The 19602-nt window shown below is 55.4% G+C and carries 19 protein-coding genes; 6 read left to right on the top strand and 13 right to left on the bottom strand.

Annotation, left to right across the window (positions count from 1 at the left end; genetic code table 11):
- Positions 1 to 20: 20 nt before the first annotated feature.
- Positions 21 to 1124, bottom strand: coding sequence for a cobalamin-independent methionine synthase II family protein (locus tag ACTJJA_RS06420; protein ID WP_440666886.1), 1104 nt, complete (start codon positions 1122 to 1124; stop codon positions 21 to 23).
- 156 nt (positions 1125 to 1280) lie between these two features.
- The gene (locus ACTJJA_RS06415; protein WP_421512266.1) at positions 1281 to 1694 is read right to left on the bottom strand and encodes a rhodanese-like domain-containing protein; all 414 of its coding nucleotides are present in this window, start codon (positions 1692 to 1694) and stop codon (positions 1281 to 1283) included.
- Between the two features lie 73 nt (positions 1695 to 1767).
- Here ACTJJA_RS06415 and ftrA point away from each other — a divergent pair, with 73 nt between their 5' ends.
- Positions 1768 to 2766 (top strand): transcriptional regulator FtrA, encoded by a 999-nt coding sequence (ftrA, locus tag ACTJJA_RS06410; protein ID WP_440666884.1) that lies wholly within the window; start codon positions 1768 to 1770, stop codon positions 2764 to 2766.
- A gap of 151 nt (positions 2767 to 2917) precedes the next feature.
- Here ftrA and ACTJJA_RS06405 read toward each other — a convergent pair whose 3' ends face one another.
- Complete coding sequence (locus ACTJJA_RS06405) at positions 2918 to 3280, bottom strand: hypothetical protein (protein WP_010431056.1); 363 nt, start codon at positions 3278 to 3280, stop codon at positions 2918 to 2920.
- 274 nt (positions 3281 to 3554) lie between these two features.
- Between ACTJJA_RS06405 and ACTJJA_RS06400 the strand changes: the two genes are divergently transcribed.
- A complete protein-coding gene (locus ACTJJA_RS06400) occupies positions 3555 to 3785 on the top strand; it encodes a DUF2554 family protein (protein WP_421512264.1) in 231 nt (76 codons plus the stop codon).
- Here the strand turns inward: ACTJJA_RS06400 and ACTJJA_RS06395 are convergent, their stop codons facing one another.
- Both ACTJJA_RS06395 and ACTJJA_RS06390 read right to left on the bottom strand, forming a co-directional pair.
- Positions 3786 to 5750 (bottom strand): peptidase U32 family protein, encoded by a 1965-nt coding sequence (locus ACTJJA_RS06395; protein ID WP_421512263.1) that lies wholly within the window; start codon positions 5748 to 5750, stop codon positions 3786 to 3788. It lies immediately after the preceding gene.
- Between the two features lie 80 nt (positions 5751 to 5830).
- Positions 5831 to 6358, bottom strand: coding sequence for a helix-turn-helix domain-containing protein (locus ACTJJA_RS06390; protein WP_100166686.1), 528 nt, complete (start codon positions 6356 to 6358; stop codon positions 5831 to 5833).
- Between the two features lie 94 nt (positions 6359 to 6452).
- Between ACTJJA_RS06390 and ACTJJA_RS06385 the strand changes: the two genes are divergently transcribed.
- Entirely contained in the window at positions 6453 to 7619 is a 1167-nt protein-coding gene (locus ACTJJA_RS06385; RefSeq protein ID WP_440666881.1) for a benzoate/H(+) symporter BenE family transporter, read from the top strand.
- On the opposite strand, the gene ACTJJA_RS06380 is transcribed toward ACTJJA_RS06385, so the two are convergent.
- Positions 7599 to 8471, bottom strand: coding sequence for an AraC family transcriptional regulator (locus ACTJJA_RS06380; protein WP_010431040.1), 873 nt, complete (start codon positions 8469 to 8471; stop codon positions 7599 to 7601). The genes ACTJJA_RS06385 and ACTJJA_RS06380 overlap by 21 nt on opposite strands.
- A gap of 173 nt (positions 8472 to 8644) precedes the next feature.
- Here ACTJJA_RS06380 and ACTJJA_RS06375 point away from each other — a divergent pair, with 173 nt between their 5' ends.
- Positions 8645 to 9541, top strand: a complete 897-nt coding sequence (locus ACTJJA_RS06375) for a DMT family transporter (protein WP_440666879.1) — start codon at positions 8645 to 8647, stop codon at positions 9539 to 9541.
- Between the two features lie 33 nt (positions 9542 to 9574).
- On the opposite strand, the gene ACTJJA_RS06370 is transcribed toward ACTJJA_RS06375, so the two are convergent.
- Both ACTJJA_RS06370 and ACTJJA_RS06365 read right to left on the bottom strand, forming a co-directional pair.
- On the bottom strand, positions 9575 to 10249 hold the full coding sequence (locus ACTJJA_RS06370) for a DUF3313 domain-containing protein (RefSeq protein ID WP_010431033.1): 675 nt from the start codon (positions 10247 to 10249) through the stop codon (positions 9575 to 9577).
- Positions 10250 to 10384: 135 nt separating this feature from the next.
- Entirely contained in the window at positions 10385 to 11980 is a 1596-nt protein-coding gene (locus ACTJJA_RS06365) for an ABC transporter substrate-binding protein (RefSeq protein WP_440666877.1), read from the bottom strand.
- A 111-nt stretch (positions 11981 to 12091) separates the two neighbouring features.
- On the opposite strand from ACTJJA_RS06365, the gene pepT reads away from it, so the two are divergent.
- Positions 12092 to 13321 (top strand): peptidase T, encoded by a 1230-nt coding sequence (pepT, locus tag ACTJJA_RS06360; RefSeq protein ID WP_440666875.1) that lies wholly within the window; start codon positions 12092 to 12094, stop codon positions 13319 to 13321.
- Here the strand turns inward: pepT and tehB are convergent.
- Positions 13318 to 13911 carry a tellurite resistance methyltransferase TehB gene (tehB, locus tag ACTJJA_RS06355; protein ID WP_440666873.1) on the bottom strand — a complete coding sequence of 198 codons (594 nt, stop codon included), beginning with the start codon at positions 13909 to 13911 and terminating at the stop codon, positions 13318 to 13320. The two genes, pepT and tehB, sit on opposite strands and share 4 nt — an antisense overlap.
- 133 nt (positions 13912 to 14044) lie before the next feature.
- Between tehB and ydcK the strand changes: the two genes are divergently transcribed.
- Complete coding sequence (ydcK, locus tag ACTJJA_RS06350; RefSeq protein WP_440666871.1) at positions 14045 to 15025, top strand: YdcK family protein; 981 nt, start codon at positions 14045 to 14047, stop codon at positions 15023 to 15025.
- On the opposite strand, the gene rimL is transcribed toward ydcK, so the two are convergent.
- From rimL to ACTJJA_RS06330, 4 genes are all read right to left on the bottom strand, one after another.
- Positions 15020 to 15559: a 50S ribosomal protein L7/L12-serine acetyltransferase gene (gene rimL / locus ACTJJA_RS06345; RefSeq protein WP_440666869.1), complete on the bottom strand. Its 540-nt coding sequence runs from the start codon at positions 15557 to 15559 to the stop codon at positions 15020 to 15022. The genes ydcK and rimL overlap by 6 nt on opposite strands.
- A 105-nt stretch (positions 15560 to 15664) precedes the next feature.
- Positions 15665 to 17320, bottom strand: a complete 1656-nt coding sequence (locus tag ACTJJA_RS06340) for a glucan biosynthesis protein D (protein WP_440666867.1) — start codon at positions 17318 to 17320, stop codon at positions 15665 to 15667.
- A gap of 242 nt (positions 17321 to 17562) precedes the next feature.
- A complete protein-coding gene (locus ACTJJA_RS06335; RefSeq protein ID WP_440666865.1) occupies positions 17563 to 18336 on the bottom strand; it encodes a transporter substrate-binding domain-containing protein in 774 nt (257 codons plus the stop codon).
- Positions 18337 to 18358: 22 nt separating this feature from the next.
- Complete coding sequence (locus tag ACTJJA_RS06330) at positions 18359 to 19528, bottom strand: pyridoxal phosphate-dependent aminotransferase (protein ID WP_440666863.1); 1170 nt, start codon at positions 19526 to 19528, stop codon at positions 18359 to 18361.
- Positions 19529 to 19602 lie beyond the last annotated feature (74 nt).

Here is a 19602-nt window from a genome sequence, read left to right as displayed (position 1 = left end):
AATGCAGCGCTGGAGGAGGCTTACCAGACTTCGCTGGCGATCTGCGTCACCAGACGCACTTTGTCCCACTGCTGGGATTCGCTCAGGCTGTTGCCCTCTTCTGTCGAGGCAAAGCCGCACTGCGGGCTAAGGCAGATTTGCTCCTTCGCAACGTATTTCGCCGCTTCTTCCAGACGCGCCTTCACCCCTTCCGGGTTTTCCAGCTCGCCGTTCTTGGTGGTGATAAGGCCCAGTACCACCTGCTGCTTGCCCGGACGCACGAAACGCAATGGCGCAAAGTCGCCGCTACGGTCGTTATCATATTCGAGGAAGAACGCGTCAACGTTGACCGTCCCGAAAAGCACCTCGGCCACTGGCTCATAGCCGCCTTCGGAAATCCAGGTCGAACGGAAGTTACCGCGACAGACATGCAGCCCGATGGTCAGATCGTCAGGCTTGCCTTCGAGCGCTTTGTTCAGCACGCGGGCATAGATCCGCGCCAGTTCATCGGCATCATCGCCGCGCTCGCGGATCTGACGGCGCTGGTCGTCCGAGCAGAGATAAGCCCAGACGGTATCGTCCAGCTGCAGATAACGACAGCCCGCGTCGTAAAACGCGCGGATGGCATCGCGCCAGGTGGCCGCCAGATCGTCAAAATAATCAGCCAGGTCGGGGTAAACCGTAGCGTCGATGTCTTTACGTCCCCCGCGGAAATGCAGCACGCTCGGGCTTGGAATGGTCATCTTCGGCTGCGCGTTCCCGCTGATGCTTTTCAGGTAGCGGAAATCGTCCAGCATCGGGTGGTCGCCAAAGCCCAGTTTGCCCGTCACGCGGACGCCGTGGGCTTTCGTCTGCACGCCGTTGAACTGAATGCCCTGCTGCGAATCGTAACGCTCCACGCCCTGCAGGCCGTCGAAGAAATCAAAATGCCACCAGGCGCGGCGAAACTCACCGTCTGTGACGACGTGTAGCCCGCAGGCGCACTGCTGCTCGACAACATGGCGGATGGCCTCATCTTCTACCGCACGAAGCTGCCCGGCATCAATCTCACCGTTGGCAAATTTCTGGCGAGCCTGCTTGATGGTATCCGGGCGTAAAAAACTGCCAACTACATCGGCGCGGTACGGGGCGTGTTGTCGCTGCATGTAAATCTCCTCTGTCTGTCGGCAATGGTTGCCAACAGTGATAATTCATCATTTGAATTTTTAGACTTCTGGATGTCTAAATGTCCAAAAAAGATGTCATATCTGCCGCATTCCGGCAAACGAGAAAATTTCACCTGTGTTGAAAAAAATTCATCTTCACAGCGAAACGGGCGATCCCTCATGAGCAAACGTGAACCCTTCGTCTTGCCACCCGGTAATCCCCCCGAGCATGATTTTTACCGGCAGCCCAAGGCGTGCGAGCTTAAGCGCAGCCCTGTCTGCGCCGTTACAGTGAGGCCCGGCGCAGTACACGACAAACAGCGTGCCTGCAGGCCATTGCGCCATGCGCTCTGCGGAGATCTGACTCCAGGGCAAATGCAGCGCGCCGGGGACGTGGCGACGGGCAAACTGCTCTGCTTTACCCACCACGTGCAGCAAAACAAAGTCCTGTTCATTGTTTGCAATGGCATGATGCACGTCAGCACAATCGGTCTCGACGCTCAGCCGACGCAGAAAATGGGCAACGGCTTCCTGCGGTTCTGCTGCCGGGATTTCAGTAACATAGCTCATGATCCTTCCTCATCTTGGGTGTTTGTGTTAACACTACTCTATCCATAAATTCAGCCAGTGAATGCGTCCGCGTATGCCAGAAAACAGCAAAAAGATGACAAACTTAAGACAGGTTTCTCCCGCCAGAGTGGTCGTTCTGGCCTATGACGGTTTGTGTACCTTTGAGTTTGGTGTGGCCGTGGAAATCTTCGGTCTGCCGCGCCCGGAAATGGGCGAGAGCTGGTATCGGTTTGCGGTTGCGGGCGTGGATGAAGGCGAGTTACGGGCAACGGGAGGCATCCGTATTCTGGCCGATGGCGATCTGAGCCTGCTTGAACATGCGGATTTAATCCTCGTGCCGGGCTGGCGCGGTATTGACGCCGCCGTACCGGACGCGCTTTGTGATGCCTTACGCCGGGCCAGCGCGCGCGGGTGCCAGCTGTTGTCCATCTGTTCAGGGGTCTTTGTACTTGCCGCAACCGGGCTGCTCAATGGGCGCAAAGCCACCACGCACTGGCGCTACATTGAGGCGCTTAAAACCCGTTATCCGGCCATCGACGTAGTTGAAGATGTCCTGTATCAGGACGAAGGCGATATTCTGACCTCTGCGGGCAGCGCTGCGGGAATCGATTTGTGCCTGCACGTGGTGCGTCGGGATTACGGAATGGAGGCGGCGAACCGCGTGGCGCGGCGTCTGGTCATTCCGCCGCATCGGGACGGTTCGCAAACCCAACAGTTGAGCCGTCCAGTTGCCCAGCTGCGGGAAAGCCAGCGTCTGGGCCAGCTGTTTGATTTCCTGCACCAGCATCTGGCTCTGACGCACACCGTGGACTCCCTGGCGCGTCGGGTTGGCATGAGTCAGCGCACCTTTCTGCGGCGCTTTCAGGACGCCACCGGGACCACGCCCACGCGCTGGCTGTTGAATGAACGCCTGCTGCGCGCCAAAGATTACCTTGAAAACAGTAAATTAAGCATCGACAGCATCGCTGAACAGACCGGATTTGGCCAGGCCGCTACCCTGAGGCACCATTTCCGGCAGCATTACGCCCTTTCCCCTGCACGGTATCGCAAACAGTTCCCCCGCGCGGGCTGAATACGGGCAAAAAAAAACCGCCATTAGCTGGCGGTAAATGCTTGCATGGATAGATTTGTATTTTGGTATCTACGTTCCCGACATTCCATGCCGGGGTGCGGATCCCATACAACCTAACACCATCAGACTCAACGAAAGGTAAACAGACCGCTTAACCTGCCTGGGTATTTATTTGCAGGTAACGCATCAGTCCCTGTTCCGCGCTCTGTTTAGCGTCATCATTAATCGCTTCCAGATAAAAAGAGCGTGATACGCCATAGGGCGCCTTTTCGGAAGGATATACGGCAAACTGGAATGACTTCCCTTTTGCCTGATTGGTGCAATCTAATTCCCAACGCTGCTCGCTCTTTTGGCTGCTAATACACGCCACACGGCCGTAATCGCTGGTTAAATAGGAGCCCACACGGGATTCTGCCGACTGGATATATTCCGGGGCGCCAGTACGGGTATAGCCTATCCCTGCAACTGCACCAACAGAAACCACCACGAGCGCAATAGGTAATATTTTTTTCATTTAATCAGACTCATTCCTTAGCCAGAGGAATACCATTATATAAGATTAATCTACTTTTTGGTTGTCCGATTACATATCAAATTTGGCAGTAGTTATGTAATTCAGCATATTCCTAAAAAAGGCAGGAATTCAGCGTTATTGGTTACGGGATATTACCAGATCGCCGCCTGATTACAGTTATTGACAAACCCTTTTCGCTACTTTGACTTTGTGAATAATAACACCACGAAATTATCGCCATGATAGCTGCGACAGTCTCTGCTGCGGTGAAATAATGTTAAGAAAAGGCTTATCGATAATATTACTGACGTGCGCATTATTCTCCGGTCAACTGATGGCCGGGCACAAAGGACATGAATTTCTCTATGTGAAGAGTGTGGAGCATCAGCTTCGGCATGAAGCTGACAGCGATGAACTGCGCGCCGCGGCGGAGGAGTCAGCGGAAGGTTTGCGCGAGCACCACCAGTGGCAGAAATCGCGCAAACCGGACACCCATTTTCGCTAGTTAGCTGCCTTTACGCTTAGGCAGGGTCTTCATCAGTTCATCGGGGCTGACTGAGGCCACGACGCTGCCGGGCTGCGGCATCTTAAAGATGTGATTTTTCATTTTACCGATGACGTGCATTTCACACGGGCGGCAGTCGAACTTAAGGGTCAATACCTCGTCGCCGTTCACCAGCTGCATTGGCGTTGCTTTCCAGCTCTTGATATTCCCCTTCGCCTGTTTCGGGCACAGGTTAAACGCAAAGCGCAGGCAATGTTTGGTGATCATCACCGGCACGTCGCCCTTCTCTTCATGCGCTTCATAGGCCGCGTCGATCAGCTGCACGCCGTGGCGGTGATAAAATTCACGCGCTTTGTGGTTGTAGACGTTTGCCAGGAAGGACAAGTGCGTATCCGGATAGACCGGCGCGGGCACAGCTTCGGCTTTACGGCTACCGCGCGGGTAGTTCGCCAGACGCGCTTCATCCAGCATGTCGGCCGTTTCACGGCGGAACTGGTTGAGCAAGCTGTTGGGGACAAACAGCGCGTCCGGGAGATTCACGTCGATATTACGGGCGTAATACATCGTCTGCCCCAGTTTCGCCACGCCGTCCTTCAGGCTGTTCAGCGCTTTTTCCGCGTTGTTTGCCACCTCGAACAGTCCATCGAGCGTATGCGTCACGCTGATGCCGTCTTCGCAGGTCATGGTCAGGATCAGCTGTTCTTCCCAGCCGCCAAGCTCAATATCTACCGCAATGCGACGCTCGCTGGAGGTTTTCAGCAGCGCCTGCTGCCAGTTATGGTCAAGGTTACGGTTCAGTGCCGCGTTCGGGCGCGCTTTGTAGAGATCCGCTGGCATCTCGTTTGGCCAGACGCGATAGCGATTCTCGCCGGTTTTTTCCACGGTATTGGCGCGGAAGCCCACGACGTCACGCTTGATCATCACGTTCAGGCCGTCGCCGTTCGCCAGCGGCTCCGTCACTTCTACGTCCAGGTGATCTTTCGCCACTTTCAGCACTTCGCCAACCGGTAAACCGATAAACTTCGGTGAGTCGAACGCGCCGATATCCCCTTTACGGGCATTAACAAAGTAGTCGGTGCTACCGCGATGGAAGGTTTTATCCGTCGACGGAATAAAGAAATGCTCTGTACGCCCGGCCGAAGCCCGCGCCAGGTCGCCGCGATCGTCGATGATGGCGTCCAGCATCTGGCGATAGTGCGCGGTGATATTCTTCACGTAGCTCATGTCTTTATAGCGCCCTTCAATCTTGAAGGAGCGCACGCCCGCGTCAATCAGCGCGCCAAGGTTAGCGGTCTGATCGTTATCCTTCATGGACAGCAGGTGTTTTTCGAAGGCCACCACGCGCCCCTGATCGTCTTTCAGGGTGTACGGCAAACGGCAGGCCTGCGAGCAATCGCCGCGGTTGGCGCTGCGGCCGGTCTGCGCGTGTGAAATATTGCACTGGCCGGAATACGCGACGCACAGCGCACCGTGAATAAAGAACTCGATGGTCGCGTCCGTGGCCTGGTGAATATCGCGGATTTGGTTCAGGTTCAGCTCGCGCGCCAGCACGATCTGCGAGAAACCAACGTCAGAGAGGAATTTGGCTTTTTCTACCGTGCGGATGTCGCACTGGGTGCTCGCATGGAGTTCAATGGGCGGAATATCCAGCTCAAGAACGCCCATGTCCTGAACAATCAGGGCATCCACGCCGGTTTGGTAGAGATCGGTAATCAGACGCTGCGCAGGCTCCAGTTCATCATCATGAAGGATCGTGTTCAGGGTCACGAACACTTTCGCCCCAAAACGGTGGGCGAACGGCACCAGCTCGGCAATATCGCTCAGGCTGTTGCTGGCGTTATGGCGGGCACCGAAGCCAGGGCCACCGATGTAGACGGCATCGGCACCATGAAGGATCGCTTCACGGGCAATGGCGGCGTCACGGGCCGGGCTTAAAAGTTCAAGATGATGGGATTGCAGGCGCATACTTCGTCGTTATCCGTTATGGTCAAAATGGCGGCTATTGTAGTCAGAAGTATGCGTCAGCGAAACAGTTTTGCGTAGCCTCAGCGGGGATAATGAATAAGGGAGTGAAAATGCACCGTCCGGGCGCTGCTGTTGCGGTAGGCGTGCGGTTTATCCCCGGCAAAACGCACCCCGGCGTCAGCATGGATCGTGCGCCACTCGCCGTCAATGTTCATCTCCAGTTCACCGCTGATCACCACCACATGTTCAATGACGCCCGCTTCATGCGGCGTGGATTCGCTCAGCGCGCCGGGCGCGAGGGTAATCGAAAAATGGTCAAACCTCAGCGTCTCATCCCACGGGAATAACGGTTTCACAACCATCGCCTGCTGCTGGGGATCAAACACGGCCTGCCCGTCCGCCTCTGGTGCGATGAAGGCAGAAAAGGGTACGTTCAGCCCGGTGGCGATTTTCCACAGCGTCGACACCGTCGGGCTGGATTCATTGCGCTCAATTTGGCCCAGCATGGCCTTTGACACGCCCGTCTCTTCTGCCAGCTTCGACAGGCTCCAGCCGCGCGCCTGGCGCTCGGTTTTCAGGGTATGAGCAAGATGTTGTGTAATTTCCATGGTCCCTCCAGATACCGACATAGCATACCACTTGTACGCTATAACGCACAGTGTTACCTTATGCCGGACGCTATAACGCACAACGGAGTATTTTATGCGCCCTTCAACTCATCTCTTTCCTGCCGTCCTTGCCGGTTTTGTTGCCGTTCTGGTGGGTTATGCCAGCTCGGCAGCCATCATCTGGCAGGCCGCAGCGGCGGCGGGCGCAAATGCGCATCAGATTGCGGGCTGGATGACCGCGCTGGGCATTGGGATGGGCGTCAGCACCCTTGCGTTATCGTGGTGGTACAAAGCCCCGGTACTCACCGCCTGGTCAACGCCCGGCGCGGCGCTGTTAGCCACCAGCCTCAACGGCGTGACGCTTGCCGAAACCATCGGCATTTTTATCTTTGCCAACGCGCTCATTTTACTGTGCGGCGTGACCGGGCTATTTGCGCGCCTGATGAAGCTCATTCCGCATTCTCTTGCCGCCGCGATGCTGGCAGGCGTGCTGCTGCGGTTTGGCCTGCAGGCGTTCAGCAATCTCGACGGGCATTTTCTGTTGTGCGGGAGCATGCTGGCGGCCTGGCTGATGGCCAAAGCCTTTGCGCCCCGGTACGCCATTGTCGCCACACTGCTGGTGGGGAGCGCAGTAGCATGGGCGGGAGGTGACGTTGTCACACGCGATATCGCCCTTTCTGTCGTGATGCCGCAATTTATCGCACCGGCGTTTACCTTCACCAGTTTGCTGAGCATCGGCGTGCCCTTCTTCCTGGTCACCATGGCCTCGCAAAACGCGCCGGGGTTCGCCACGATGAAAGCATCGGGCTATCCGCTGGCGGTCTCGCCGCTGATTATCGTGACAGGCGGGCTGGCGCTGCTGTTATCTCCCTTCGGCGTGTTCTCCATCTGTATCGCCGCCATTACCGCAGCCATTTGCCAGAGCCATGATGCCCATCCGGATGCGGGTAAACGCTGGCTTGCCGCCGCGGCTGCGGGCGCGTTTTATCTCCTGGCGGGCGTTTTTGGCGGATCGATCGCGGGATTAATGGCCGCATTACCGCTCAGTTGGATCCAGACGCTTGCCGGTCTGGCGCTGCTCGGCACCATCAGCGGGAGTTTGTATCAGGCATTGAATCATGAGGCGGAACGCGACGCGGCGATCGTCACCTTTCTGATGACCGCCAGCGGGGCAACAATCCTGGGGATTGGCTCTGCTTTCTGGGGGCTGGTGCTGGGTGGCCTCTGTTACGCCGTGTTTTCACGCCGTCGCCGCGCGTAGCTGCGACGGGGTTATCCCCATGATGCTGCGAAAACGGTTGCTGAAGTGGCTGGCGGAGTTAAACCCGCAGGCGAGTGCGATATCCGTAAGCGGCGTGTTGGTATGCTGCACCAGCGCTTTGGCTCTCTCCATACGGCGCTGCATAACGTACTGATGCGGAGCCAGCCCCATCGACTGACGAAACATTCTGGCAAAGTGATACTCGCTCAGCGCAGCCTGATCGGCCAGATCGGCCAGCGTCAGCGGCTGGGAGAGATGCTCTTCGATAAACGCCAGCACGTTTCGCAGCACAAACGGCGACAGCCCGCCGGTGACGACCGGCAGCTTCCACTGCACGCTGGCGTAATTCTGGAGCAGATGCGTCAGTAAAAGCGTAGAGGCGGTGCTGAGGGCGAGCTGATTCGCTTTTTGCTGCCAGTCGCAGCCAAGCAAAAACTGGCGATAAAGCGCGGTGATTTTCGGATCGCTGCCGAAGATTTTCTCATCCAGCGTCAGCGACAGCGGGCGTTTATCCCAGATTTTTTCGCCAACATCGCGTAGATGTTCATCGGTACAGTACAGATGAACAAACGACAGGTCATCGCGGATATCCCACGTCGATTCGCTCTCTTTCGGCATCAGGCAGAAACGGTCCGGACCGCCGCCATTCTTCCAGCCGCCCGGCGTTTTTTGGTAGCTTTCGTAACCATCGGCCACGTACAGGCTGAGGGTGTGGTGATTGCTTTTTACGGTGATCGTATCGTGCTTGTTGTACCACGCCGCCAGTTGAATACCGGAATTAAGCGCGACCGTTTCCCGGAGCACTGCATTCTGTTGGCGTAGCGTTTCAAAGGTATCGTAAGCGTGAGACATAGCCGTGAACGGATGGTTGATCAGACCCTCAGTCTAAGAAGTGTTGTCGCGCGATGCCAGCCTTCGCGCAACAAAAAAGCGCAAGAATTTGCAAGTCCTGCGCAAGAGGATGAAAGCAGCCCAGCCCCAGACGGGGCAGACTGTGCTTTTCGCGGTATGAGAAGAGAGAAACAATGAACGCATTGCTCTATGGACTGGTGGTCGTGATATGGGGAACGACCTGGATTGCAATTTTTCTGCAGCAGGGACCGGTCGCGGCCCCGGTGTCGATTTTCTGGCGCTTTGCCGTGGCCACCGCCACGATAATGATCGTCTTACTTGCCCTTCGCCGTTTGCGCAAGATGGCCCTGCGGGATCACCTCTTTTGCCTGCTGCAGGGATGCTGCGTTTTCTGCTTCAATTTCTGGTGTTTTTACGCCGCCGCCGAGCACATCAATACCGGCCTGGAGTCGGTGATTTTCTCCATGGCGGTGCTGTATAACGCCATTAACAGCTTTATTTTCTTTGGACAGCGCCCGCCCGCTCGTTTCTGGACGGCCGCCGCGCTGGGCCTGGTCGGGATCATCACCCTCTTCTGGGACGACCTGCTGGCAAGCGGCTCGAGCGCCTCTTTACTGACGGGCATTGGCCTGTCGGCGCTGGGCACCTACGGATTCTCACTGGGTAATATGATCAGCATGCGCCACCAGCGTAACGGTCTGGAGACCATGACCACCAATGCCTGGGCGATGCTCTACGGTACGCTGGTGATGGGCGGTATTGCGCTCGTCAGAGGGGACAATTTTATGCCGGAATGGACGGTAAGCTACATCGGTGCGCTACTCTATCTGGCCCTGTTTGGCTCGGTGATTGCCTTTGGTGCCTACTTTACGCTGGTCGGACGCATCGGTCCGGGTAAAGCCGCCTACAGCACCCTGCTGTTCCCGCTGGTTGCGCTCTCTATTTCGACGATTTACGAAGGATACGTGTGGCACGTGAATGGGATTGTCGGGCTATTGCTGATTTTGGGCGGGAATATGGTGATGTTTACGAAGCCAGAAACCTGGTACAGACGACTGAGAACGGCATAAAAAAAGGCCTGCATCGCTGCAGGCCCTGATTCATTATTTCGCTGTTTTATGCACATCAAACATGGTGGCATCTGTCGCCATGTCATCCACGACTTGCTTCAGCGTTGCGAAGCCCATTGGCGTATTTTCGTTAGCCAACTCTTTCCCTTCGCCTTTACGCACCACTTTCATGACGGTTTTGTTGGTTGCCGCATCAATCAATTCACCTTCAAAGAACAGGTGTGTATCCATGGTGCGGTGACCGGTTGCCATCTGCGTACCCGCTACGACCAGCGCGACAGGCACCACTTCATAGAACTGCAGTCCTTCTTTTTGCGAACTCACGCCGGTGATAGCGCCGCGGAAGATCAGGCTGTGTTTGCCCGGCGTCGACACAACAGGTTTACGCTGACCAATTGCCGTTTTCATTTTGGTATTGGTATAGGCCAGAAGCTCATCAAGCGTTTTTTGACCAATCTGAGTCGTCGGTTTTGGTGCCGGATAATAGGTTATCGGCGTCCAGAGAATACTGTCGTAATTGGCTTCGTTATACGAAGGATCAACCCAACGCAGCGTTGGTTTCCCCGTCGCGGACGTCGTTTGCTGCAAGCCTGAATAATCTTTTAAAAAGCCTGAATATTGTTCGGGAGCGGCAACTTTCGATGCACAGCCAGCCAACGCCAACAGACCAGAAAGCACTGCAACTTTAAAAAAAGTGTGAGTACGCATGATGGTATTCCATGTTATCTGCAAGTATGCACTTGAAGTTATAGCAAAAGATGGGGGGATTTGTTGTGGCAAAAAATGATGCAGACAGCACAGATTGCGAAAAGACTGCCCGAACGCGATCCGGGCAGGACAAAATTACGGCTTAATATCTACCTGCCAGAACAGATGCTTACCAAACGGGTCTATTTCGTAGCCAGTCACTTCCTTGCGCACCGGTTCAAATATGGTCGAGTGTGCAATCATGACGGCTGGCATCTGGTCATGCATCATCTGCTGCGCCTCTTTGTACAAGGCAATGCGTTTATTCTGATCGGTTATCGATTTTGCTTCGGCAATAATCTTATCAAAGGGTTTGTAGCACCATTTGGCCGAATTCGAACCGCCGTTGGCGGACGTACAGGTAAAGAGGGGGCCAAAGAAGTTATCAGGGTCGCCCGTGGCTGTTGTCCAGCCCATCAGCGCAGCCTGATGTTCGCCCCCTTTCACACGCTTGAGGTATTCCCCCCACTCATAGGTGACAATTTTGGCCTGCACGCCAACCTTCGCCCAGTCGGCCTGAATCATCTCCGCCATGCGTTTCGCATTCGGATTGTAGGGACGCTGCACCGGCATCGCCCACAAGTCGATGCTGACACCGTTAGCAAAACCGGCCTCTTTCAGCAGCGCTTTCGCCTTTTCGGGATCGTAATCGTAATCCTTAAGCTCGCTGTCTGCGCTCCAGACGCCCGGCGGCAGCAGGTTTTTCGCCACAGTGCCCGTACCGTGGAATACCGCGTCAATAATGGCGGGTTTATTGATCGCCATCGCCAGTGCCTGACGGACTTTCACATTATCCAGCGGCGGCTTTTGCGTATTGAATGCCAGAAAACCGGTATTCAGCCCCGCCTTGCTCATCAGCGTGATGTCTTTATTCGCCTTCATGCGCGGCAGATCGGCCGGGTTCGGGAATGGCATCACCTGACACTCATTTTTCTCGATTTTCGCAAAACGCACGGACGCATCCGGCGTGATGGTGAAGACCAGGCGGTCCAGCTTCGATTTACCCTGCCAGTATTCCGGGAACGCCGTGAATAAAATGCGGGAATCTTTCTGATACTGCGCCAGCCTGAACGGCCCGGTCCCGACAGGATCCATGTCGACCTTCTCCGGCGTACCGGCTTTAAGCATCGCATCGGCATATTCCGCCGAAAGAATCGAGGCAAAATACCACGCCAGATCGGCCACAAACGGGGCTTCCGGGTGAGCCAGCGTGAAGCGCACGGTATGGTCATCCACCTTGTCTATCGCGGTAATCAGGCTGCCAAACTCCAGGCTTTCGAAGTTGGAATAGCTGCCGTTGGAGACGTTATGGTACGGATGATTGACATCCTTCTGACGCATAAACGAGAAAATGACGTCGTCGGCGTTAAAATCCCGCGTCGGCTTGAACGCTTTGTTGCTCTGGAATTTCACCCCTTTTCGCAGATAGAAGGTGTAGACCTTGCCGTCCTCGCTCACCTCCCAGCGCTCCGCCAGGCTCGGCACCAGCTCCGTTGTGCCCGGCTTAAAATCGACCAGCCGGTTATAGACCGGCACGGCGCTGGCATCCACGCTGGTTCCAGAGGTGTATAACTGAGGGTTAAAGTTTTCCGGCGATCCTTCGGAACAATACACCAGCGTTTTCGCCGCCACGGTGGAACTGACCGTCAGCGCAGCAAACGCGAGCGTTAACATTGTGAGTTTGCTTTTCATCATTTATTCCTGTCTTTTTAATTCGACGGCTAATTAATTCTTTTGCCATTCCATAAATAACATTAAAGTGATGTGGCAAACACCTGAAAAATAAATACAGAAGGAATCACTATGGGCTCAGAACTCTCCAGACAATTAACCCAGCGCTTTTTTCGCTATCTTGCCATCACCAGCCAGAGCGACCCAAAAGTGAAAACCCTTCCCTCCACGCCAGGGCAGCATGATATGGCGAGAGAGCTGGCGCAGGAGCTGGCACAGCTGGGCTTAGACGATATTGTGATTGATGAATTCGCCACGGTAACGGCGGTAAAAAAAGGCAACGTGCCCGGCGCGCCGCGCATCGGCTTTATTACGCACATTGATACCGTAGACGTGGGTTTATCACCGGATATTCATCCGCAAATATTGACCTTTCATGGTGAAGATCTCTGTCTGAATAAAGAGAAAGACATCTGGTTACGTGTAAAAGAGCACCCGGAAATTCTGGCGTATCCTGGTGAAGAGATTATTTTCAGCGACGGAACCAGCGTTTTAGGCGCAGATAATAAATCGGCGGTGACGGTGGTGATGACGGTGCTGGAAAACCTGACGGAGGAACATCAGCACGGGGATATCGTCGTGGCATTTGTGCCTGATGAAGAGATCGGCCTGAACGGTGCCAAAGCGCTGGATCTGAAACGCTTCGACGTCGATTTTGCCTGGACCATAGACTGCTGCGAGCTGGGTGAAATTGTTTACGAGAACTTTAATGCGGCAGCCGCTGAGATCCGCTTTACCGGCGTAACGGCGCACCCGATGTCCGCCAAAGGCGTGCTGGTGAACCCTCTGCTGATGGCGACTGACTACATCAACCATTTTGACCGGCAGCAAACGCCGGAGTGCACCGAAGGGCGTGAAGGCTATATCTGGTTTAACGGCATTCAGGCCGGTCAGAACGAGGCCGTTCTTAAAGCCAATATCCGGGACTTCGACAAGGACAACTTTGCCGCCCGCAAGCAGCAGATTGCCGACGTAGCCGCACGGATTGCCGCCCAACATCCAACGGCCAGAGTGGACTATCGCATTGAAGACACCTACAGCAATATCAGCAATGCGATTGGCGAAGACCGACGCGCCATCGATCTGATGTTTGAGGCGATGGAGTCACTGGGCATCACGCCAAAACCCACGCCGATGCGCGGCGGTACCGACGGCGCAGCGCTCTCTGCTAAAGGGCTGCTCACCCCGAACTTCTTCACCGGCGCGCATAACTTCCACTCGACGTTCGAGTTTTTACCGCTGTCGTCGTTCGAGGCGTCGTACAACACTGCCCTGCAGATCTGCCTGCTGGCCGCCCGTTAAGCGGGCTTGCGTGCCAGCAGAGTGGCAAAGCGCAGCTTGATGCGGTTGCCGTTTTCGTCGGTGCGGTGCAGTTCGCCCACTTCTTCGTTGTATTTGAGCAACTCCCAGCCTTCATAGTAGTTGCTCAACTCACCGGCTTTAAACGCAAACGGGAAGCCAACGGTGCACGGGTAATCTGCCGTATCCATGGCGGCAACGATCAGGTTGTAGCCGCCCGGCTTCGTACAGCGCTGCATGTTGGCGATAAGACCAGGGATGGTTTTCGCTTCCAGGAACATCAGCACTACGGTGGAGAGGATAAAATCATACTCACCGTCAAAGCTCAGGTTGTTAAGATCTTTGATCGCAGTCTGCAGCGTGGTCATCCCTTCTGCTGCTTTGATGCGCTCGATATTCTCGATGCTCATCGGGTTCTTGTCCCACGCGGTCACCTCAAAGCCGTTGGCGGCCAGGTAAAGGCTATTACGGCCATTACCGCAGCCCAGATCCAGCGTTTTACCCGGTTTAACGATCTCCGCGCTGTACAGCACCTCTGAATGGGTACGGGTTAAGCCATATTTCTCTGTGAAGTAATTCTCATCGACAGTCATTATTCTTCCTGAACCTTCATAAGTTGAATGTGCATTTTGAATGCCATTTTAAGGCGTTACCCTCTGGTTGCCAACCGTTCGAAATTCGAAAAATTTGCTACGTTTAGTTAAGACGCTTATCAGAGACATAAAAATGAACAAATACCGCCTTAGCGACGAGACACGCCTCTGGCAGTGGAAAAACAGCGAGACAACCCACTCGGCCACGCTGCGGCAGATTATCGCCACTGCGGATTTTAACGACGTGACGGCCGGCACGAAAGGCGGCTGGATTGACGACGAGAGTGCCCTCGCGCAGGACGGTGACTGCTGGATCTACGACGAGAACAGCGTGGTATTTGCGGGCGCGATAATATCGGATAACGCCCGTCTTACCCAGCCTTGCGTCGTGAGTCACCATGCCCGCGTCGGCGGTAACAGCTGGCTGGACAATGCACAGGTGAGCCATGAGGCAAAGATAAGTGACAACGTCACCATTCAGCAATCTACCGTACGCGGCGAATGCCATATTTACGGTGATGCCCGCGTGATCCACAACAGCATGGTGATTGCCGCGAAAGGCTTAACGCCCGACCACGAACAGATCCTCAAAATTTATGACCGGGCCACGGTGAGCGAGTCGCGCATTGTGCACCAGGCGCAAATCTACGGCGACGCGCTGGTCAGCTATGCCTTTATCGAGCATCGAGCCGAAGTCTTCGACAGGGCCATCCTGGAGGGTAACGATCTCAACAACGTCTGGGTCTGTGACTGCGCCAAAGTGTACGGCAACGCGCGTCTTATCGCGGGCTTTGATGACGACGCTATCCCCACCGTGCGCTACAGCTCGCAGGTTGCAGAAAACGCCGTTATCGAAGGTAACTGCGTCATCAAGCATCACGTGCTGATCGGTGGAGAGGCGTGGCTGCGCGGTGGACCGATTCTGATTGACGATAAAGTCGTTATTCAGGGACGCGCGCGCATCACTGGCGACGTGTTTATCGAACATCGGGTGGAGATTACCGACGATGCGGTGATTGAAGCCTTTATGGGCGAGAACATTCACCTGCGTGGGGAAAAGGCGATCAACGGCGATACGCGCATTACCCGCACGCCGCTGCTGGGGGCGTTATAGCGGGAACAGTCTCGCGTAGGTATTTACATCATCATAATGGCCGTTCAGGTATTCGGCCTCCCGCAGGCACCCTTCGAGCATAAACCCGTTGCGCAGCGCAACAGCGTTGCTGCTGTGGTTATCCACACGGCACTTAATCACAAAGCGGCGAACGGTCCCGAGTTCAACATAATGGCGCATAAACGCCTGCAGCGACCGGGAGAGGATGCCCTTTCCCTGATGCGCTTCATCCAGCCAGTAGCCGATATAGCCCGTTTTGTTCGCGGGTTCAATGGCGTTGAACGACAGCACACCCGCCAGCGTATCGTCATGAAAAATTAAAAACATTTTGGCGTAGCCGCGCTGGTGCAGCATCTGGTTACTCTGCACGTTGCGGCGGGTATCCTCTTCGCTGCCCACGTGCTGCGCCCAGTCAAAGGCGGTTTGCAGGAAGATTTTGTTTTTGATGACGAGGTTGTGCAGGTCGGTGGTGTAACGCTCTTCGACGGAACGAAGTTCGATTTGCTGTGAAACGGGGATGATTTCTGAAGACATGGAGCCTCTCAATTGCCGGGTGGCGCTAACGCTTACCCGGCCTACAAATGCGTCCTGAGTAGGCCGGGTAAGGCGAAGCCGCCACCCGGCACAACCCCACAAACGTTAACGCATTATCCGGTCGTCAACGTAGTTACGCTTATCCGGCGCTGGCGGGAAATACTGATACAGCCAGGTTTCACTGATGGCATCGCCCTGACAGCGCAGGAACAGGCGCATATCCACCGGCTCGGTTGAATCCGAGGTTGGATACCAGTCAAACAGAATACGATACCCGTCAAATGGCTCAACGTAGAGGATCTCAACCTGCTTCGCTTCACCGCTGGAAAGCGTGATCACCGGCTCGATACCTTTTGGCGCAGCGGCCTTCAGGTCGCCACCGACGAAATCAATGGCAAAGCGACGCGCCCATACTTTCGGGTAATTTTCGCCCGGGGCCCAGCCTTCCGGGAAGCCCCCCATACCGGTACGGGTGGCGAAGACGTTCGCCAGCGGAGAACGCACCGGCGGCATGGCGCTCCAGTAAAGGCGGTATTTGAAGTCCAGCTCGTCCCCCGCTTCCACCGGCTTCTCTGGCTGCCAGAAGCAGACCACGTTATCCAGCGTTTCGCCCGTCGTTGGGATCTCCATCAGCCCTACTGCGCCTTTACCCCAGTTGTTTCGCGGCTCCACCCACAGGCTTGGACGTTTGTTATACCAGCCCATCACATCCTGATAGTGAGAGAAATCGCGGTCAAGCTGCAGCAGGCCAAAGCCCTTCGGGTTCTTATCCATGTAGGCATTGAACTGCAGCTTCTGCGGGTTATTCAGCGGACGACAGATCCACTCCCCGTTGCCGCGCCACATCGCCAGGCGGTCGGAGTCATGGATTTGCGGGTGAATGGTGTCGCACATGCGGCGTTCGTTATTGCCGCAGCTGAACATGCTGGTCATCGGCGCGATGCCCAACTGCTTGATGTCTTTACGCGCATAGAGATGGTTTTCCACCTCCATAATCACCTGGCTCTTCTCGCAGTGGATCACAAACTTATACGCCCCGGTTATGCTTGGGCTATCCAGCAGCGTGTAGACGGTAAAAGTGGTATCGCCCGGCTTAACGGTTTCAAACCAGAAGGAGGTGAAATCCGGGAACTCTTCCGGCGTGTCGGTGAAGGTATCCACCGCCAGACCGCGTGCGGAAAGGCCGTACTGATAGGTGTCATCTACAGCGCGGAAGTAGCTCGCCCCGAGGAACGAGACGATATCGCGACGCGCCAGCTCGGGGGCTTTAAAGGCACGGAAGCCCGCAAAACCGAGATCGCTCTGGCCTTCAAGCTGTTTCGTATCAACACCCGTGTCGCCGTAGCTGAACAGTTCAGGGCGGAAGTGGATTTCACGCGCCTGAGAGGTTGTCTGATCCAGCGAGAACATACGCACGCGGCGGCGGAAGCCCATCCCCATATGGAAGAACTGCACGTCCAGCTGACGGCCTTCGATGTTATTCCACAGAGACTGTTTTTCGTCGTAGCGGATGGCGTTATACGCCTGCGGCGTCATGGTTGCCAGCGTCTCCGGCAGCGGACGCGGCGCGCCACCCCACGGGGTTTTCGCCAGGTCATGCGCCATGGATTGCAGTACGGAGAAGTCAAAACGACGGCTCTGGCCGTCTGCAATGTCAGAGTCAGCCGCGTAGGCCGCTTTGGAAAACAGGGAAGCAAGGCCAGATGTGCCGCTCAGGGCAGCCATTGCAAGCGAGCCTTTTAGAAAACGTCTGCGATTCATGCCTGGAAAAACGTCCTTATGGTCGTGTGAATGTGTTTCGCGCGCGGCGAAATGACGGCAAGAAAGAACGCACAGCCTAAACAAAAATGGTTAAGAATCCAATTGTTGGCCGGTGATTATATGAACAAAGTGAGAAATATTTTCTGTCGACCAGAACGGCCCGAAAGTGGTGTAAAGAAAGCCTGGAAAATGTGTATAAAAATGCCCCGGTGCGACATCACTCACCGGGGCCAATGAGGCGGTTATTTTACGCTGACATCGATACCCGGGAAGTACTTATCAGCGAGTTTAGCGATCGTGCCGTCGGCACGTACTTTATCAATCGCGGCATCAAGCTGCTTTTTGGTGGCCTCGTCACCTTTACGCAGCCCAAAACCGATCCCACTGCCGAGGATAGTGTCGTCAGACACCGGTTTGCCGATAAAACCAAACCCTTTACCCTGCGGCTTGCTGAGGAAACCTGCCTGCCCGGCCGCGGACATCACCAGCGAGGCGTCGATACGGCCATTCAGCAGATCGCCCCACGCCATATTCTGATCTTTATAAGACACCACGGTGACACCGTGTTTTTCCCAGTGCTCTTTGGCATAGGTTTCCTGAATGGACCCCTGCAGCACGCCGATGGTTTTCCCCTTCAGCCCTTCAGCCGTCGTGTCTACCGCCGTACCGGCTTTGCCGACCAGCTGCGACGGAATGCGGTAAATCGGCTGGGTAAAATCAATGCTTTTGCGGCGCTGGTCGGTGATGTTCATCGCCGAGTTAATGGCATCGAATTTTTTCGCCACCAGGCCCGGGATCAACGCATCAAATGAGGTTTCAACCCAACTGCACTTCAGCGCTGCCGCTTTGCAGATAGCGTTGCCCAGCTCAACGTCGAACCCTTCCAGTTCACCAGACGCATTGCGGCTTTCAAACGGCGGATATTCCGCCTCAAGGCCGTAACGTAACTCGGTGGCAGCGAAGGAAGAAAACGTACACAGCAATCCCATGCCGACTATTAACGCGCGTAATTTCATCTACAACTCCTCAGAGCCTATCTCAGCGTGGTTTAACCCGACACAGGGCTTGGGCACCTGCCCGTAACGTCGCCTCATCTTTCGCAAAAGAGAGTCGAATCAATTTATTATCCGTGCCGTCCGCGTAAAACGCCGACAGCGGAATGGTGGCCACGCCACACTCGACGATCAGCCGTTTGACCATCTCGCTGTCGCGCTCGTCGCTGAAATGGCTGTAATCCGCCAGCAGGAAGAACGATCCGGCACTTGGCAACAGTCGGAACGGTGATTCCGCCAGCAAACTTTGCAGCAGGTCGCGCTTGCGTTGATAGAACGCAGAGAGCGACAGCCAGGTTTGCGGATCGACCATGTGTTCAGCAAACGCGTGCTGCATTGGCGTATCGGCAGAAAACATTAAAAATTGATGGACTTTACAAATCTCGTCCATCAGCACCGCCGGGGCAACACAGTAACCCACTCGCCAGCCGGTGACGTGATAGGTTTTTCCGAACGATGAGATAATCACGCTGCGCTCCGCCAGCTGCGGATGCGTCGCCATGCCGTGGTGCGGCTCGCCGTCAAAAACGACGTGCTCGTATACTTCGTCAGACAAAATAATGATGTCTGTATTACGGGTCAACGCCACCAGCTGTTGCAGATCGTTCGCTGAGAAGACCTGACCACTCGGATTATGCGGCGTGTTGATGATGATCATCCGCGTGCGCGGCGTAATCGCGGCGCGAACCTCGTCCCAGTTAACGGCAAAATCCGGAACGGTCAGCTTAATGGCAACGGGTGTCGCCCCCTGCAACCGCACTATCGGCGCATAGCTGTCAAATGACGGTTCGAAGTAAATCACCTCATCGCCAGGATGGACCAGCCCGCTAATGGCCGAGTAGAGCCCTTCACTGGCACTGGCGGTCACCAGCACTTCGCTACCGGGGTCATACCGGGTGCCGTAAAGCGTGGCAATCTTTTCCGCAATGCGTTCTTTCAGGGAGGTCAGGCCCGTCATTGCCGCGTACTGGTTATGCCCCGCCTCCATGGCGCGGGTGACACCGGCGATAAGCTTTGGGTCGCAGGAAAAATTGGGCGCGCCCTGAGAAAGGTTGATGGCGTTATGCTGTGCAGAAAGCTGCCCGATAACGGTAAAAATCGTGGTCCCCACGTCAGGCAATTTTGAACGGGTTTGCACCGGTGTCTGTAAAGTCATCCTCTGTCCCTTCTCATAGTTGTTGCATAACTATTCAAACAATAACTCCGCTGTCGGGACAATCGAATTGTTGT

The organism is Enterobacter sp. 22452 (genome assembly GCF_052045065.1).
Taxonomy (GTDB): Bacteria; Pseudomonadota; Gammaproteobacteria; order Enterobacterales; family Enterobacteriaceae; genus Enterobacter; species Enterobacter mori.
The sequence above is the reverse complement of the archived record's forward strand: the minus strand, read 5'-3'. Positions and strand labels throughout refer to the sequence as shown.

Excerpts from the sequence above, each read along its gene's own strand:
- ACTJJA_RS06420 (WP_440666886.1), bottom strand. The coding sequence starts at position 1,124 with ATGCAGCGACAACACGCCCCGTACCGCGCCGATGTAGTTGGCAGTTTT.
- ACTJJA_RS06415 (WP_421512266.1), bottom strand. The coding sequence starts at position 1,694 with ATGAGCTATGTTACTGAAATCCCGGCAGCAGAACCGCAGGAAGCCGTT.
- ftrA (WP_440666884.1), top strand. The coding sequence starts at position 1,768 with ATGCCAGAAAACAGCAAAAAGATGACAAACTTAAGACAGGTTTCTCCC.
- ACTJJA_RS06405 (WP_010431056.1), bottom strand. The coding sequence starts at position 3,280 with ATGAAAAAAATATTACCTATTGCGCTCGTGGTGGTTTCTGTTGGTGCA.
- ACTJJA_RS06400 (WP_421512264.1), top strand. The coding sequence starts at position 3,555 with ATGTTAAGAAAAGGCTTATCGATAATATTACTGACGTGCGCATTATTC.
- ACTJJA_RS06395 (WP_421512263.1), bottom strand. The coding sequence starts at position 5,750 with ATGCGCCTGCAATCCCATCATCTTGAACTTTTAAGCCCGGCCCGTGAC.
- ACTJJA_RS06390 (WP_100166686.1), bottom strand. The coding sequence starts at position 6,358 with ATGGAAATTACACAACATCTTGCTCATACCCTGAAAACCGAGCGCCAG.
- ACTJJA_RS06385 (WP_440666881.1), top strand. The coding sequence starts at position 6,453 with ATGCGCCCTTCAACTCATCTCTTTCCTGCCGTCCTTGCCGGTTTTGTT.
- ACTJJA_RS06380 (WP_010431040.1), bottom strand. The coding sequence starts at position 8,471 with ATGTCTCACGCTTACGATACCTTTGAAACGCTACGCCAACAGAATGCA.
- ACTJJA_RS06375 (WP_440666879.1), top strand. The coding sequence starts at position 8,645 with ATGAACGCATTGCTCTATGGACTGGTGGTCGTGATATGGGGAACGACC.
- ACTJJA_RS06370 (WP_010431033.1), bottom strand. The coding sequence starts at position 10,249 with ATGCGTACTCACACTTTTTTTAAAGTTGCAGTGCTTTCTGGTCTGTTG.
- ACTJJA_RS06365 (WP_440666877.1), bottom strand. The coding sequence starts at position 11,980 with ATGAAAAGCAAACTCACAATGTTAACGCTCGCGTTTGCTGCGCTGACG.
- pepT (WP_440666875.1), top strand. The coding sequence starts at position 12,092 with ATGGGCTCAGAACTCTCCAGACAATTAACCCAGCGCTTTTTTCGCTAT.
- tehB (WP_440666873.1), bottom strand. The coding sequence starts at position 13,911 with ATGACTGTCGATGAGAATTACTTCACAGAGAAATATGGCTTAACCCGT.
- ydcK (WP_440666871.1), top strand. The coding sequence starts at position 14,045 with ATGAACAAATACCGCCTTAGCGACGAGACACGCCTCTGGCAGTGGAAA.
- rimL (WP_440666869.1), bottom strand. The coding sequence starts at position 15,559 with ATGTCTTCAGAAATCATCCCCGTTTCACAGCAAATCGAACTTCGTTCC.
- ACTJJA_RS06340 (WP_440666867.1), bottom strand. The coding sequence starts at position 17,320 with ATGAATCGCAGACGTTTTCTAAAAGGCTCGCTTGCAATGGCTGCCCTG.
- ACTJJA_RS06335 (WP_440666865.1), bottom strand. The coding sequence starts at position 18,336 with ATGAAATTACGCGCGTTAATAGTCGGCATGGGATTGCTGTGTACGTTT.
- ACTJJA_RS06330 (WP_440666863.1), bottom strand. The coding sequence starts at position 19,528 with ATGACTTTACAGACACCGGTGCAAACCCGTTCAAAATTGCCTGACGTG.